The following is a 15455-nucleotide window of genomic DNA, read 5'->3' on the forward strand; positions in this document are numbered from 1 at the left end:
CCACGATAACAGATTTCACAACCGTAATCCAATATGCGAGTATGACCGACCAGACAATTACAATCACTGCCACTGGCCGAACAAGTGCCTCACCTGATGAAGTTGACCTCCAGTTTGAAGCCCGTGCTACCGACCCGGATGTCACGACTGCTCGTCGCGCAGTGGCAGATCAAGCACTAGCGCTTCGACAGGAACTCGAAGCCATGGGGATTCCCGACGAGCGAATCCGGACGAGTCAGTTCCGAATCCGCCAGCGTCCACCAGATCATAGGAGACCATCAGAGTCCGATCCAGAGGCCCAACCGTATCGAGCAACCGAGATCATCACTGTCGTTCTCTTCGAGCTTGATCGTCTCAGCAATGTACTCTCGGCTGCTGTTGACGACGCTGGCGTCGAGATCAACGAGGTTGCGTTTACGTTCCAATCAGAAACCCAACGAGACCTCCAGCAGGAAGCAATCGCGGACGCAGTCAACACAGCGCGAAAGAACGCCACTGCTGCAGCCGCCGCTGAGATTCTGAACGTTGGGAGTGTGCAATCGATCGTGACTGATTCCGGCTCGCGTCCTCATCATTTGCGGGCCGGTCAGGCATTGGCGATGGATACCGGTGCCTCGGGAAGTCCTGAAAGTGGCCCGATCGAAGTCTCGGTTGGTGTCGAAGTAGAATATCGCCTAGAAGATCCTTGAGATCTGGCCTTCTCGTTGTATTCTCCTTTCTATTTAACACGGAGATAATCCTGTGTGCGACAAAGAGAATACTGTTAAGATCTTTCCTCGCACCCACTCATTGATGTCTTCAAATAATCTTCATCCCGTTCTTGGTGACTCCTCTAACCACGGTATTGATGCCGAGATTAGTATATAATACTAACTTCGATTAGCCTCCTGATCTTGAACGTCTCTTTGATCTTCTCACTTCGTCTGGCGTACCATTGGCTCAACAACCAGAAGCAACCCTACAACAACTAGACAAAGCGTAATCGCAAATAGAAGCAAAGAGCCATTGTGCCAGTTACATCCGTCGTACCACGAGACCGTCATCGCTTGCAAATCAATGCCTGTAATCTCGGCACGACTGAACTCAACGCCTAAAAAATCCGGACTGAAACCCTCACACCCTCGTACTGTACTCGCTCCAGCAAACAACGTCAATGGCATCAGTCCCACTCCAATAGGGACAAGTAAGAGACCGGTGAGACGCCTCGAAAGAGGTGACATACAGAGGTTATTCTTGGTTCATCATAAAGCGATAGCGGAGACTCAAAATCAATTTTGAACCATCCAAACGGATTACTACTTCTCTTTCAACTACTTGACTATGACATTCCATCACCGCCGATTGTCGCTCTGGCTCGGCCAATCCTCCCATAGATCACTGTGGTTTCTTGTCCTTGCGGTCGTCCTTTTCGTCTGTCTCTTTGTCCTCCATGCACCACCCACTGCCAGCGAACTCGCCTCGTATGGAATTCCCACTGGATTCGGCGTTAATTTTCCAATCCTCTTTGTCTTCATGCTTATCCCCGCAGCACTCAATGCGTCTGTGAACGACGGTCTTCTCATTAGCATTGTCCTCGCTGCGAGTCCACTCGTTGGTGCGTTTCTTGGGAGTTCGCTGTATACGTCACCCATATTTCAACCAACTACTACCATGCTCCTCCATACAACACTCCCGTTCATGGCAATCACTATCGGGCTCGCTGCTGGGCTCGGGTTTGTCCTTGGCCGTGGAATACAACGACTCCACATATAGTATCGTGACCAGATCTAGCCGCATCGCTTACCATCCAAAGTACTGCACCGAAGATTGCTCAGTATCTGGATGCTTGCCACCAAAAGACGAGTAATAGGACCACAAGACCACCGACAAAGAACGCCATTCCTGTCGGCCACCCGGTTGGCCCTGGTTGGCCACCGCCTGCAGTCAAAGCCGTAAACGGGAACCCCTCCACGTAAATTTGAACGATAAGACTGAGGAGTGCAAGGGCACCAATTGCGCCAAGAAATCGTTTGAGTAACGATCGAATCCCTTGCGTGCGTTCTTCAGTCCCAACGACAAGCACGACCGGATTCTCGCCAGGTGCATAGATCTTCATCTCACGACCTTTCTCGGAGTATCGTGTATCCGCGACTCGGATCAACTCCGCCTCGAGGAGTGCATCAAGATGATAGGAAATGGTTTGAATCGATGCATCAAGGCGATCGGCGAGTTCAGACGGTGTTCCTGGCTCGTCATTGATTGTCACGAGAAGGTTACGAGCCGTGGCAGACGACAGCGTCTCAAAGACCGCATCTGTATCCTTCTCATCAATACCAAGAATTTGGATATCACCAGCTTGCTCAGTATCAATCTCCGGCGTCGAACTGGGTAATAGAGACATGACTGGATCAGTTGTATATCCTCGGAGGCACGCCATGGCACGCGTGCGAGCAGGGAGGAGGGGGTGGTGAGGGAAAGGACGTGTGGATCAGGAGTGATGGCGCCAGACCCACAGTGTGGACCCATTCAGGGTGTCAGAGGCAACCACATCACAACTGATCCTTTGCGGGGTTCGGTAAATGCTTTGTGTTATTGTTAAAAAATAAGACAGTCACATATTTTTTGAGAATGAACCAGTGCGGTCAGCCATCACCGTCTCGAGTGCTGCTGTGACTGCATCAACATCCTCGATATCGTCTCGATCACATCGGAGGTTCTGACGCCACCATCTTTTTCGGTGAATCACCAGCGCATCGTCACGGAGTGAATAGCCTGTGAACGCTGTCCACGATCGGAATCGATGCAGCATCGGTCGATCAACAACGAGACCAGCCTCGGTAACGCGAAACGTCCGTGGGTTCGCTGCGCCTGCAAGCGGTGCCCAGACAAAAAGCAGCAAGTAGAGGTCTCCCGCCCAGTCAACTCCAAACACAACTTGAGCGACCATTCCAACAGCGCCACCGACCATTGCGATTATCATCGCGCCATACGAGATCCATCGCCATCGTTGTGGCCACCGTCCCTCCCATTCTGTAATTTCAGTTGTTCCTGCAAGCGCAGCAGTGGTGTATCTATTCCGGCTCATCGTGACAAGAGGAAGACCCGTAAACATCCCACTGATCATCGTCACCATAGCAAGTACAACTGCAATACCGGGTGGTGAAATTCCGATTCCTGATGCTGCAAAAACACCGACGAATGGGACAAACGGAATGGCGACGAGTAGCCAAATCAGGTCGTGGCGACCAAGCCGAACTGCGAGTCCAGATGTGTGAGAAATAAGCCACCCAGCAATGATCCCTAAGAGAGTAATAGAAACAAGAAAACTGATGTACAGGGTGGCACCATCCGTACTAACTGTTGAAATCCCGAAAATGGCTATCGGAGTAAGGAGGATGGCAACGTAGAGACCAGCGACGAACGCATAGAGCGTATCGGGGCGTTCGCCATTTGAATGGCCACCCCGAGATTCAGTACGTGTCGCCATACTCACTAGTTCTCTGCAGATGTTGAAAATACTACCGGACAGGGAGAAGGTCGAATAGAGTTCTCGGTTCAATATACTCTATATTAGAATCCAGAAGTGAAGAATTATAGTAGACTCCAATTGTGACCAAATAATTGGAATAGCACGTGCCTTATTGACTTTCTTGTTTCAGCCGAACTTATATCGAAACAACAGTCATAAGCGAGACACCTATAACAAAACCAACACCGCCTCCGATCAAATCTGTCGCGATGCGTGCTGGTGTTGAGTGAACGATCCCGATATCAGTGAACAGTTTGTCCGCAACGAAGGTCACGGCAAACATGCAGGCAAGCACAATTGCGATACCCAGAGTATAGCTGAGAATGGTCACCATATATCTTTCTTTCATCTATTGGTAGAAAAACAATTCGGAAGAGATTATGTTTGACATTGATCGCAAACGTGATTGACCTCCATTTCACAAACGAATTGGTTGTGAAGTGTACGACGACTATCTCCTACTACATCCTACTTCTCCGGAATCCACCAGATAACAACCCGCGGACTCAACTTCCCACGCTCTACCTTCCCATCCTCATGTAACCCCTCAAGCCGTCGATGCGCGGACGGCCGCTCGATCTCAAGCGTATCGGCCACCCACCGAGCGGTCACTGCCGGAAACTCTGACTCGCGCATTGCCGTCAGAATATCGTCGTCAGCCGTTTCCTCTGTAAATTGACCACGAGTATCGTGCTCTCTCTCGTCTGTCATCGTAGCCGTCAGTTCATTTTCCACCATCTTAATCCCATACACTACGTAGTACCTCGGTAGCTTTATTGCCAAGTATCACATAGTACGTGGAAGGGAGAACAGTACCCTCGGACGTGTCGAAACACGCTAGTTCCAGAAGGATCCTTGTTGGGTTGAAGTATATTCGGAGCACACTCCCGAAAACCGTCAGTGAAAGTGGCTCATCAGCTGCTCTGCCGTTCGATATACTGTCTCTTGAAGAGAGACGAAACCACTTTCACTCTGGGTATGGCTCGCGATTATGGAGCTTCCAAGTGATTATGGTATATGGCCAAATCACCGGCAACAGTCACTGTCGAGGCGTTTGACGACACAGTTACGATCGACGATCGTTCACGAAATGTAATAGTACATCTCACTGATACCGGGATCGATCAGCGCCTCATTCGTGAAGCAGGAACGTACGTCGTCGGCACGGGTGGTAAACTCGTACTGGTGAGCATAATGGCCACGGGTGAATTTATGGAGCGACAGCGAGCGTACGCTCCGATCGCTCATCTTCCGACGTACAGTATACGCCAGGCAGAAGAATCATGCCGACAAAACGCCCTCAAGCTTGGGCGACAAGCGCTCGAACCGCTTGGCATCGACTACACAGCCGTTGGGATGGTTGGTCGCGAAACTGATCGCCTACTCACCGCTGCTCAGCAGTATGATTGTGGCCACCTCTTTCTCGTTGACCAACCGCAGTCGCTGCTTCATCGTCTTGTCGTTCGGAGCCTCGGTCGAGCGATCACGTGCAAGTTTGATGGGCTCGTCACTGTGCTGCAATCTAACTGCGACGATGAAATTTCTGGCAAGCGACGCTGGACGATAAGAGGATGATCTGCTTTGGTAGCCAATAGTATCGAGACGGCACAGAAACGCGCACAATGGGGTCAATTTTCCTTTGACGTCGATGCCCCCGGAATGGTCGACGTCACCAACGAGAGCCACGAGAACCCCGCAGCCCACCAGTACACCGTCTCCATCAACGACGTGACTCACGAACTGATGGCTTGCACGTGCCCGCATCACGTCCACCGCAATGCCTACTGCAAGCACATGACCGCCGTCGAAAACGCAATCGACGACGGGACGCTCGACACCTTCCCGTCCGAGGACGAAAATGCCGAATCAGAAGACTGCGATTGTGACGGCCTCAGTAGTTTCCCGTGCTGGTCATGTGTGCGAACGGGACGAAAAGAACTACCGAACTAACCCCGCTCGGCTCGTCTCTCGTTTGAGTCCACGATCATACCGTCGTTCATCCAAACGTCTATATGCCATCAGTTCCTGTGTATATACGAGCGCGGAGGTGCTGCGTGGAGCCTGTGTGACCATGCCCCGGAAGCCCGGAGGCGCAAGCCGATGGGCGTTGACGACGGACGTGGGCACAGGAAATGCACCTGTCTCTAAATTTCAGAGAGTTGCATCGCCAGCTCTTCATACCCGTTCTCGCGCACATACCGAATAATCGGTTGTAGCGATTGCTCAAACGAATATGGCTCTCCGCCACCCATGTAGCCTTCAAACCAGCAACGAACGCGTTGACTAACGGTATCTGCGCGACGCTGTTCAAGACATTCTGTCGTAACCCGATGTGATGAGTTCACCATCGAGTTGTATGCTTTGCCCCAGTAGTTGTGATACACTTCTTTCGAGATTGGTGCAGGTGGTTCTACAGTAACGCAATGACGGGGGTGTTCAATTGTGTGTGCGAGATGGCTGGCACACAGATCAGCAAGGAGGGCTGTCGGATAGTAGAGTTCAGATTGAATGCAGGTGGCAATCGGTGGTATGGTAGATGAGATCCCGCGAATGGCGTTACCAAATCGATTCGCTTTATCTTCGTTGCCATCGAGAATCACTATCGCTTCTGGTGTTTGCAGTTCTGTGACGAGAATTGCCGATTGGACGGCTTCTACTCGCTCCTGATCTGAGCCGTCATGTCCCAGATGAGCTGTTGCCTTCAATCGATGCCCATTAGCAACGATAGCGTTTTCAAAAAGGTCGATACTGTCTTCGTGGTTGAGATTGTGGGATTTGTCTCGGAACGGGAAGAAGGAGTGTCCATCAGCAGCGGTATACAGACTATCGAGAACCGCAATTTCGTCCGTTCGTTCTGCATACGCAGCAACTGTGACTGTAACGTTTCCTACGGTACTCGCATCGATCACAATGGATCGCTCGTAGGTCGACTCTTCTGCTCGAAATGGGCGCACAGCTTAGTTGTTTGTTTCCGCTAATCAGCTTTTCAGCCTTCCGTTTTCACTTCGCTGAACAGAGGTCAATTTCACCGCCATGCCGATCTCATTGCAACTCCCCGAACCAGCCCAATTACGATCCCCATTGCTATCTTATCCATCGCAATTCCAATACCGACTCGGGGGTGTGCACAAGTTCATAAATAACTGAATCGATAACGAGGACACACCTATCCGCAGCCCTTGAAGCTGACGAGACGGCACAGAAACGCGCACAGGCCGACCAATTTTCCTTCGACGTCGATGCCCCCGGAATGGTCGAAGTGACCAACGAGAGCCACGACAACCCCGCAGACCACCAGTACACAGTTGCCATCAACGACGTGACTGAGGAACTGATGGCCTGCACGTGCCCGCACCACGTCCACCGCAACGCCGTCTGCAAACACATGGCCGCCGTCGAAACCGCAACCGACGACGGGACGCTCGACGCCTTCTCCTCGGAGGACGACAACGATGCCGAACCCGAAGACTGTGACTGCGACGGTCTCGGTGGCTTCCCGTGTTGGCCGTGTGTGCGAACGGGACGGAAAGAACTACCGGATTAACCACCACTTCAGCTGTTTTTATCCGTGGTACCGCGATTGATGTTCTTGTTGCCTACGTTTCTTCTCATGTAGAATCTGTATCCCGTGTTCGTATTCACAGTTGCAGAAAAAGGAGGGGCTTTGAGTACTTTGCTCAAAACCATTCCCGTACCGATGGTATAATCTCTAGGGTTGCTAATCCCAGATAGAGGCCGAAAACAATGGCAGCAATCCCTGCCACGAGTCCAACAAGTGAGGTACCATACAAGGCAATGGTTACTCCAGTCCATACCAGAACTATAGCAACTCCAACTAAGAGGAGCGTCCCAACCATTCCTAAAATGGCATCTTCAACTGCTCTGTGAACCAACTCATAGAGCTCTTGTTCTTCAAGTTCATTTACTGCAGCAGTCTCTGATGAGTCCATGGTTTCAATGCTACAGTACGTTCGAAAAAATTTGCGACTCGGCAATTTCAAATCATAGGGCTGCGGGAACTACCCTGCCTAGTAGCAAGTTCTCCACTCAAAATATAGGCTGTGATTGCGCTGGTCTCGGTGACTTCCCGTGCTGGCCGTGCGTGCGAACAGGACGGAAGGAACTGCCGAACTAACCACTACTTCAGCTGTTTTTATCCATGTCTCGCCAAGTGACGGTCTCGAATCTCACCGCCCAGCGAACACTCGCTGAGAGTACGAAACACTGTACTGTAACTACGATTCCTCTAGACTCTCGACGACTCGCGACTGTAGAACGGCATTTATCGGAATCAGAAGTAACCAAGTGAGGATGGCCCACGTCGGATCGAAGATTGCAACGATAATCGAGAAGACAAACACCAGTGGAGACGCGAAAAATCGAGTTGCCTGAACTAACGCGGTGCGTGACGTAACACCCTCTTCGATGAGATCTTCACGTGAGGCGTAGCTCCAGAGGAGTGCAAGACTGAACCCAGTGAGCGCCAGCACACCCGCATAGAACATAATTCCGAACTGGCCGGGATAGGTGCTGAACAGACTCGTGGCGAACGGGACGAATGCGACCATAAGTAAGAAAAGGAGATTGAGCCAGATTACCCCACGAGTGTGCTGTTCGACATGAATGAATATACGGCGATGAAGTATCCAGTACAACCCGATTATCAAGAAGCTCAGCACATAGGCAAAGAATTCGTGCCACTCTTCAAGGAGTAGCTTGGGGAGTACCGAAACTGAACTGCCTGCGGGAACGGTTGGGACTGTAATCTCGAGCACTAACAATGTGATTGCGATTGCAATGACCCCATCACTTAGTGTTATGACCCGATCCGTCTCTTCCGCGGCTTGGCGAATGGAACGTCCCATGGCATACACTATGGCCTCGATCCAGAATCCAATTTCCCCTCAAAGCATACTCAGCGACAGGCAGGCGTCACGAAGTACGACCCGACAACAGAGGCAATCACGATTGCGTTGACCTGGACGGCTTACCAACAACACGGCTGGGAGCAATTCAGCGAAACTGTCCGCCATGAACTCATTCACGCGTGGCAGTACCACGAGTTCGGTGACGCGGATTACGGCGCAACGTTCACTCGCTGGACGGATCGCCTCGACACCTCGCGGCATTGCGAACGCTTCACCGCGCCAAAGTAGTGGCTCGTCTGCGAGGACTGCGGCGGACGGGTTGCCCGGTATCGACGCTCGAAGACGGTACGTAACCCTGACCAGTATCGCTGTAGCAAATGTGGTGGGTCAATTCACGTTGAGGAGGGCGATAATCACTGACCAAAAACGACTGATCGTTTTCTGGGAGTTGCCATAGAATGTCACCAGTGTTCGGATCACCACAGATAGCGACACCAACAGGAGCTACAGTTGGACGGGGGCTGTGGCTCCGAGCGGCCGGAGACAACGACTTCGGCAAAGCGAGAAGTATGGCTTCGGTAGAAGGAACGGTTCGTTCTTGTGAATCCGGTACGTCTTCTCCGCAGAAGCACTCAATTGGTCGAGTAAATAATGAACTCTGTCTTTTATGGATATATGTCTAAATTTTCCTCAGATTAAAAATTGAATGCGCAAGTCTTAACCGTGTGTTGGGTCTGTATTTAGTTGTAATGGCAAACGGTAAGGTTGATTTCTTCAACAACACTGGCGGCTACGGTTTTATCACGACGGACGACTCTGACGACGACGTATTCTTCCACATGGAGGACGTTGGCGGTGCTGACCTCGAAGAGGGACAGGAGATCGACTTCGAAATCGAACAGGCCCCCAAGGGCCCGCGCGCGACGAACGTCGTTCGCGCATAATACACGGTTCACGTAGTCGCCATCAGGCGACGCTGTGTGACTTTATTCCATTTTTCAGGTGAAGGATCACCCAAAGCAGTAGCCTTAGCAATACCGCATACATAGGTCAACAAGAAGGAACACTAGTGAGCAGCATCACGTCCTGTGTGCGCGCCGGGTACTCTAACACCCGGTACAGGTCTTCCAATCCATGGAAGACCACGAGTACAAACCCATCCGCAGCCCTTGAAGCTGACGAGACGGCACAGAACCGCGCACAGGCCGAACAGTTCTCCTTCGACGTCGATGCCCCCGGACAGATAGAAGTCACCAATGAGAGCCACGAGAATCCCGCAGACCACCAGTACACAGTCTCCATCGACAACGTGACGCACGAACTGATGGCTTGCACGTGCCCGCATCACGTCCATCGGAACGCCTTCTGCAAGCACATGGACGCCGTCGAAAACGCAACCGAAGAGGGAACGCTCACGGCGTTCCCGTCGGAAATTGTCCAAAATGATATTGTTGACGCTACTGTTGAGAATCTCATTCTCACTCGCTTACACCCGAAATATCCCTGCTCGTCATGCTGGTTCGGATTCTAATATGATCGTTTACTCTTCGTCGATTCCTTCACAAACGATCTCCCGGAGTTCTTCGAGTTTGTCGGGTCGATGTTCGGCGAGTACAGCGATATCCTTTGGAAGTCCCTCGGTAATTCGCTTACTCACCCGATAGACGGCCTGATCGCGCTGTTGGTTCGAGGGATCACTCTCATCGGTGATCTACTCGCGATCGGTTTCCGTCCGGTATACGCTATACAGTCGTCTGCTCGGCCAGACTGTCGACATCGTCTAAGTCATCAGCGACTAAGATCAACCGAAGTCGTGGACGACCGACATCGATTGGCACCTTCTCCGTCTCAATCAGACCACGATCCTCCAGTCGGGTTTTGATTCGCGAAAACGTCGCTTTACTTGCAACACCAGTATCCTCTCCCCACTTGCTGATATCATAGAGCAGCAGTTCATTGTTCGCGGCGACAACCAATGCAATTGCAACTTCGTCGAGTTCATCGTCTTCGCGGGGAACTGTGTCCATTGACTCAAGTATCATCATAAAGTCGTCTGCGACTTCATCACCGAAATCCTCCCTGAGTGTTTCTTGAACTCGTGAGAGAGGCGGCGTTCGCAAACCGAAGGCATCCCCCGCCTCCCAATCGCGCATAAACGTTGACTGTACCTTATCCACTAACTCTCCATCCGTCGAGTGGAGTCCTGTCACCCCGTCATCTAACGATACGATCGTTATGACCTGATTATCAGTAACAAGAAAGGAGCTTCGCGCAATGTCAGTCGTCGTTCGAAGTTCCAGTGTCTCTTGATCGATCAAATCTGAAATTTGACTTGCAAGGATAAAATCGTCGCTCGCAGACTTCAGCACATCAGGAGTAGCAAGCACCTGCAACTCGGGCAGTTTATCATCGAACGTCGATGCCGTCAACATCAATGTCCGAAAGACACCCGGGGCTGGATTCACAATGAGAACGGAATCTGCATCTTCGAAAAGAGCGGAGATCGTTTCATCAAGGTCTTGCTCAAGCATAGTAGCATCTGTGGGCATAGTAGTTCACACGGTAATCATTCTCTTTGTTCTATCCGCATTACTGATCGTAAGTGGATGCTAAAAATAGCGGATGGGATGGATTGTCATTATAAGCAACAATTGATAGAATTTTCTTAGGTAGTGTTTTAATTTGTTATGTCAATGGCTATTGTTTGCAACTCTGAATAATCACTGCCGGGGGATCTGTTTCTCGTATCGCCGTGAGAAGTCGTTGTACTGTTTGCTCCGACAGCGCAGTGGATGGCTCTTCTCAGGTACTGTGATAGTCTATATTTTGAGACAGCAATATACCGATTCTATTTACGTTGTTTCGACGTAACACAAACGGTTATAGGGGATATATCCAACAAGATTTTTCTCCTCGTTACGAAGTTGTAACCCATTGTCTCCTTCTCTTATATCGTGACATTCTATCTCCTTGTTATCGGTCGTTATGGCTACTAACTTTCCCATGGATTAAGAGGTGACTTCAAAACTAATGAAGGTTTCCAGCATGCAGTGCTTGCCTACACGATGGCTCATTTTCAGTTTCAATAGTTGAGACAGCTGTGAATATTGCTGAGTTCCATTAGTCCTTTCTCCATTGTCAAGCACCACATAACAATACTCGAAGCACCCAATAGGAAAAATCGCGAGCGTCGCACTCTACCAGTCAGGTCGTCATGTCCTGCGACGCTCGAGCATCGTCAACGAATAAACGCCCCGTCTGATGCCTGACGTCCCATGCGTGGTTCTACCGGCACGACCACGCACCATTTCACGAGAACGGGTTGCTTGTTGGTAGAAGCACCATCGACACCGTATTGATGGCGGCCACTCTATGGCCCCGGTGGTTCGATTCCACCTCCGTTCGTCGAAATCGTGGTTCACTTCGATCCATTGCCCGTGAAGACTGCGCTCCCTGTGAATACACCTATATCTGCAAACGCGTTTTGAAGCAGAAAGCCCCGTCCGCAGCGAAGCCGTCAATCTGAGCAGGGTGGGTAGTCTGCTAATACAATTTGATGAAGAGTACCGTCGTGATGCCTGTTTTTGGAATCGAGCATCTACTCTTCTGCTAAAGCGAGAAACGGTTTCGCTCGCTGTGTAGCCTTACAACACGAAACCGATTGCGTATCGGAATCGTACAAAATGTACCTCTTGTCTTCGAGTTTTGGAAGGTGTATCTGTGAAAGACGGACCATGTACTGCTCACGTGTTTCGTCAGTTACTACTTTTTCCTGTGTTTCCCGCTTTGCCAGTGCGGTCGCGAGTTCACTAAGGGAGGTGGTCTCCGCAGAAAATAGAAGATATCGAAGTACTTCCCGTCGTTGTCTCGAGCGAAGAATATCGAACAACACACTAAGTGATTCGTCTCCCGAGATCCAATCTCGGGACGATCGTATCAGCCATCCTGGTTCGTCCTGCTCGATCATTAGCTCGAAACGGGATCGGAGAGCCATGATAGTCGTCTCGTCGTGAGCTGATGCGTCGATCGAGAAGTATCCGATCCCCTTTGTCGTCACGATGTATTTTGAGACAGTCTCAACAAACGATAAGATTTCGTTTAGTGTAGCATGCTCGAAAAAAGGAGTGAGTGAATCTAATATGAATACTGTCCCTTCGGGCGCATCCTGTAGTGCGGATGCGATCTCCAATTGCACTGTTGTCAAGTCGTCAGGACGCTTTATCGGTCGCACGACGTTCTGTGTGCCTGTTTGTATCTTCGTAGAACGCATTGACTGCCCAACAGTAATCACTCGTGCGAATGACGGTATCGTGCCAATCTCGTTGTGCCATCCTTGGAGGAATGAATCTGTAGATCGGCCACATGTGACTGCAATAACGGAGTTTACACTCTCAGGAGAAATGAATTCAAATACTGGATTTCGTGCATCCGATTGGCTTGATGGTTGACCGACGAGAACGTTGCTCCCCTGACTGATCTGTATATTTGTGTAGCTTCTTTCCATTGTTTGCCCATTTATCCATAGCAGCTGTTTTTCTTCTAATACATCTTGATTAGCTTAGTCTATCCTTTGATTCACTATCTAGTTAACGTTAAAGAATATCACTTACATCGATACTAGATGACTTATTATATTTACTTAATGAATTAGGACGTTGGATTCTTATTCGTGAGCAGTTTTTAGCTCTACTCAGCCAGTATTAAGATTTTTGTAGTATTTATCTAAATATGTAGATTGAAAAGTCATCCCAAATTGTGCTTTTAGGTACTGGAGACCGTGAAAAATTGTCTAATACTCTAATCAAGACATAGGAAGTAGGCGCAGATTATCTCGCATCAACTGGCTCATACCGAAGGTACTACCCGTCGCTACAAGTTTTGATGAGAGAGAAAACACCCCAATCCTATCTGGCAGAGAATCCTCGAATGATCGGCGTCTTATTCATGATTCTTCTCCTTTTAGGAGAAACGGGAGCCGTTTCAGCGGGTGGAGTGGCAGTGTACGGACCGTAATCAAAAGGAAATTTCATCCCAGATGAGGTTACCGTCTTTTCTTACGGGTACTTGGTGCCAAAGGAGGTATTGCTGTATCATCTCAGTCGTCAAATGAAATGTTCGGAGTAATCCTGGCGTGAGGAAATATTGATCGTTCGGTTCGACATACGGATAGACCATCGTCCCGATTTTGCCCTCTCGTGAAGGATACGAATGGAGTGCTACATCAATCGGTTCGTCAGTGGCTTTGATCTCACAGATCATCGGGACTCCTTGCTCAACCTGTACTACATCCGTACTTCCATCACCGATTATGAGATAGTGACCGCCAACGATACTCTCTCCCTGAGTGATCGTAAGGGCTGCTCGGAGTGAAAATCCCAAATTGAGTAACCGTGCGACAGTGTATCCAATGTGGGCAGCACCATTATTTACAACGTCACTAAACGTTACGATCCCCCCGACAGCGCCAGCCTCAATAAGTGCGGCTCCCTGGTCGTACGATTGGCACGCGTTAAGCAAGAAGATCGGAACCGAGACCTCCGCCAGTGTTTTGGCATCGAGCCAGCCATCCTGACACCGGAATCCGTCATCGTCGATATGCCCGATATAGTGGAGAAAATCGACATTGGATTCGAGAACAAGGCGCAACTCAGACGTTGACAGGTCATTATAGGTGGTTGCGGTGAGAGCAAGGTCTTCACGAGATCGATACACCTCTTCTACGTTTTCGTGTGCTCCCATCTTTGGGTCGTTACAAACGACCGCGATCTCGATAGCATCGGTCGTGGGTTCCTGCTCCAGTTTGTTTTCGAATGCCTTCGGTATCGCCTTTGTCGCGTTTACCGGTATTCCGTCCGCGAACCACGCTTGTTCGAGTGAGTTGCTGGGTTCCACCCGGATAAACGACCGATCTTGGCCTGAGTTCCCTCTCGTTTCGAAGAAAGATTCCAAAAGGAACGATGGGATGCTATCGGCCGGAACAGGCGACCCACGAGCAGTTCGGATAAGTCCGATATCGTGAAGAACGAACGGGATTGCGGAAACTCGGTGAGGAGTTGGTGAAATATGTGCAGTGAGCGGCCATCGTGGCACGAAGGGCTCGACCTTCTCAAATGAGATTGATAAATATTCCGGGAGTTGCTCGGCGATCGATCTGTCATACAATTCCTCGAAATCTAACTTAAGATCGACTTGCTCGCGTTCGTACAAGTCTATTTGATAGTATCCATGAGTCCGTGTGAGACAATCAAGGAAGAAGATTTGTTTGAGAAGCCGTTCTATCTCCTGCTCAAGCGGGAGATCGTTGAGAAGATGTTCGAACTCTTCTGTAACTAGACGAGGTTCATCGCCCGGAACGAATTCGGCTCCGAGATAGTACGCCAGTGGTGCAGCAGTGTATATGTTCTCCAATGATGGTGGTAACTCGAGTCGGATGCCAGTTTCCGGCTGGGCTATTTCATCAGGGATGTGTAGTTTGTCACCATATTCAATCATTGGAGGATGACCTCTGAGCGTTGGATACGACCGCTCACACGTCGTGGTTTTTAACGCCGACGAGAGTGTGGATAGGGCTGCCATCATATCCTCTGGCTCCTCCGTCGTAGTCACTGTCACAGATGGATGACGATGATATGAGCGAGCACCAATGTATACAGTAGGGGACTCAAATTCAAAGACCACGTTATTAATGTCTGCTGTAACCGAGAGTGGGCCGTTGACTCGGAGGTAGACTTTGATCGGTGCATTAAGCTCGATAGTGTATGTACCGGGACCGAAATCTTCGTCGACAGCAGAACCAACTTCGAGAAGAGATTTACCTGTTGTATCGCGGACAAAAACATCAACTCGGTTATCGAGAGTCACCGTATTCGTTGAAATTCGGATTGCCCGATCAACAGGAAAGTAAAACTGAGATTCATCGGCAGGTATTGGAGTGACTGACGTCGCTGTATCGAAATCGTATCGTCGGTTCTCCGTGGTATCGATGATCGCTAGTCCGGATTCAGCACGTAGTTTAAAGTCGATCACTGTAGTGGACTCTTTTTGGCTATCCTTCGTGGAAGGGTTACTCGAATGTATGC

Annotated in this window: 18 protein-coding genes; 8 read left to right on the plus strand and 10 right to left on the minus strand. The window is 50.1% G+C overall.

Annotated features, from left to right (window positions below; genetic code table 11):
- Positions 1 to 41 precede the first annotated feature (41 nt).
- Positions 42 to 689, plus strand: a complete 648-nt coding sequence (locus tag AC1XDK_RS24505; RefSeq protein ID WP_483352642.1) for an SIMPL domain-containing protein — start codon at positions 42 to 44, stop codon at positions 687 to 689.
- Between the two features lie 1121 nt (positions 690 to 1810).
- On the opposite strand, the gene AC1XDK_RS24510 is transcribed toward AC1XDK_RS24505, so the two are convergent.
- The 4 genes from AC1XDK_RS24510 to AC1XDK_RS24525 all read right to left on the minus strand — a co-directional run bounded on the left by AC1XDK_RS24510 (position 1811) and on the right by AC1XDK_RS24525 (position 4291).
- Positions 1811 to 2380 (minus strand): ArsR/SmtB family transcription factor, encoded by a 570-nt coding sequence (locus AC1XDK_RS24510; protein ID WP_483352643.1) that lies wholly within the window; start codon positions 2378 to 2380, stop codon positions 1811 to 1813.
- Positions 2381 to 2590: 210 nt separating this feature from the next.
- On the minus strand, positions 2591 to 3466 hold the full coding sequence (locus AC1XDK_RS24515) for a hypothetical protein (RefSeq protein WP_483352644.1): 876 nt from the start codon (positions 3464 to 3466) through the stop codon (positions 2591 to 2593).
- Between the two features lie 178 nt (positions 3467 to 3644).
- On the minus strand, positions 3645 to 3842 hold the full coding sequence (locus AC1XDK_RS24520; RefSeq protein ID WP_483352645.1) for a hypothetical protein: 198 nt from the start codon (positions 3840 to 3842) through the stop codon (positions 3645 to 3647).
- 134 nt (positions 3843 to 3976) lie between these two features.
- Positions 3977 to 4291: a hypothetical protein gene (locus tag AC1XDK_RS24525; RefSeq protein ID WP_483352646.1), complete on the minus strand. Its 315-nt coding sequence runs from the start codon at positions 4289 to 4291 to the stop codon at positions 3977 to 3979.
- Positions 4292 to 4525: 234 nt separating this feature from the next.
- Here AC1XDK_RS24525 and AC1XDK_RS24530 point away from each other — a divergent pair, with 234 nt between their 5' ends.
- Positions 4526 to 5083: a hypothetical protein gene (locus tag AC1XDK_RS24530; protein WP_483352647.1), complete on the plus strand. Its 558-nt coding sequence runs from the start codon at positions 4526 to 4528 to the stop codon at positions 5081 to 5083.
- A gap of 6 nt (positions 5084 to 5089) precedes the next feature.
- Positions 5090 to 5458: an SWIM zinc finger family protein gene (locus tag AC1XDK_RS24535; RefSeq protein WP_483352648.1), complete on the plus strand. Its 369-nt coding sequence runs from the start codon at positions 5090 to 5092 to the stop codon at positions 5456 to 5458.
- Between the two features lie 194 nt (positions 5459 to 5652).
- On the opposite strand, the gene AC1XDK_RS24540 is transcribed toward AC1XDK_RS24535, so the two are convergent.
- The gene (locus tag AC1XDK_RS24540; RefSeq protein WP_483352649.1) at positions 5653 to 6417 is read right to left on the minus strand and encodes a hypothetical protein; all 765 of its coding nucleotides are present in this window, start codon (positions 6415 to 6417) and stop codon (positions 5653 to 5655) included.
- Between the two features lie 341 nt (positions 6418 to 6758).
- Here AC1XDK_RS24540 and AC1XDK_RS24545 point away from each other — a divergent pair, with 341 nt between their 5' ends.
- Positions 6759 to 7052 (plus strand): SWIM zinc finger family protein, encoded by a 294-nt coding sequence (locus AC1XDK_RS24545; RefSeq protein WP_483352650.1) that lies wholly within the window; start codon positions 6759 to 6761, stop codon positions 7050 to 7052.
- Positions 7053 to 7185: 133 nt separating this feature from the next.
- On the opposite strand, the gene AC1XDK_RS24550 is transcribed toward AC1XDK_RS24545, so the two are convergent.
- Both AC1XDK_RS24550 and AC1XDK_RS24555 read right to left on the minus strand, forming a co-directional pair.
- A complete protein-coding gene (locus tag AC1XDK_RS24550) occupies positions 7186 to 7458 on the minus strand; it encodes a hypothetical protein (protein ID WP_483352651.1) in 273 nt (90 codons plus the stop codon).
- Between the two features lie 285 nt (positions 7459 to 7743).
- Positions 7744 to 8373, minus strand: a complete 630-nt coding sequence (locus AC1XDK_RS24555; RefSeq protein WP_483352652.1) for a TMEM175 family protein — start codon at positions 8371 to 8373, stop codon at positions 7744 to 7746.
- Here AC1XDK_RS24555 and AC1XDK_RS24560 point away from each other — a divergent pair.
- From AC1XDK_RS24560 to AC1XDK_RS24570, 3 genes are all read left to right on the plus strand, one after another.
- Positions 8353 to 8664 (plus strand): SprT-like domain-containing protein, encoded by a 312-nt coding sequence (locus tag AC1XDK_RS24560; RefSeq protein ID WP_483352653.1) that lies wholly within the window; start codon positions 8353 to 8355, stop codon positions 8662 to 8664. The genes AC1XDK_RS24555 and AC1XDK_RS24560 overlap by 21 nt on opposite strands.
- 461 nt (positions 8665 to 9125) lie before the next feature.
- Positions 9126 to 9320 carry a cold-shock protein gene (locus tag AC1XDK_RS24565; protein ID WP_483352654.1) on the plus strand — a complete coding sequence of 65 codons (195 nt, stop codon included), beginning with the start codon at positions 9126 to 9128 and terminating at the stop codon, positions 9318 to 9320.
- Between the two features lie 125 nt (positions 9321 to 9445).
- Positions 9446 to 9907, plus strand: coding sequence for an SWIM zinc finger family protein (locus tag AC1XDK_RS24570; protein WP_483352655.1), 462 nt, complete (start codon positions 9446 to 9448; stop codon positions 9905 to 9907).
- Between the two features lie 211 nt (positions 9908 to 10118).
- On the opposite strand, the gene tbsP is transcribed toward AC1XDK_RS24570, so the two are convergent.
- Positions 10119 to 10907 (minus strand): transcriptional regulator TbsP, encoded by a 789-nt coding sequence (gene tbsP, locus AC1XDK_RS24575; protein ID WP_483352656.1) that lies wholly within the window; start codon positions 10905 to 10907, stop codon positions 10119 to 10121.
- Between the two features lie 1067 nt (positions 10908 to 11974).
- Positions 11975 to 12880: a DUF7504 family protein gene (locus AC1XDK_RS24580; protein ID WP_483352657.1), complete on the minus strand. Its 906-nt coding sequence runs from the start codon at positions 12878 to 12880 to the stop codon at positions 11975 to 11977.
- A gap of 377 nt (positions 12881 to 13257) precedes the next feature.
- On the opposite strand from AC1XDK_RS24580, the gene AC1XDK_RS24585 reads away from it, so the two are divergent.
- On the plus strand, positions 13258 to 13389 hold the full coding sequence (locus tag AC1XDK_RS24585) for a DUF7503 family protein (protein ID WP_483352658.1): 132 nt from the start codon (positions 13258 to 13260) through the stop codon (positions 13387 to 13389).
- On the opposite strand, the gene AC1XDK_RS24590 is transcribed toward AC1XDK_RS24585, so the two are convergent.
- Positions 13390 to 15402, minus strand: coding sequence for a hypothetical protein (locus AC1XDK_RS24590; RefSeq protein ID WP_483352659.1), 2013 nt, complete (start codon positions 15400 to 15402; stop codon positions 13390 to 13392). It abuts the gene before it with no gap.
- Between the last annotated feature and the right edge of the window lie 53 nt (positions 15403 to 15455).

The sequence above is a fragment of the Haladaptatus sp. HS23 genome (assembly GCF_056892285.1).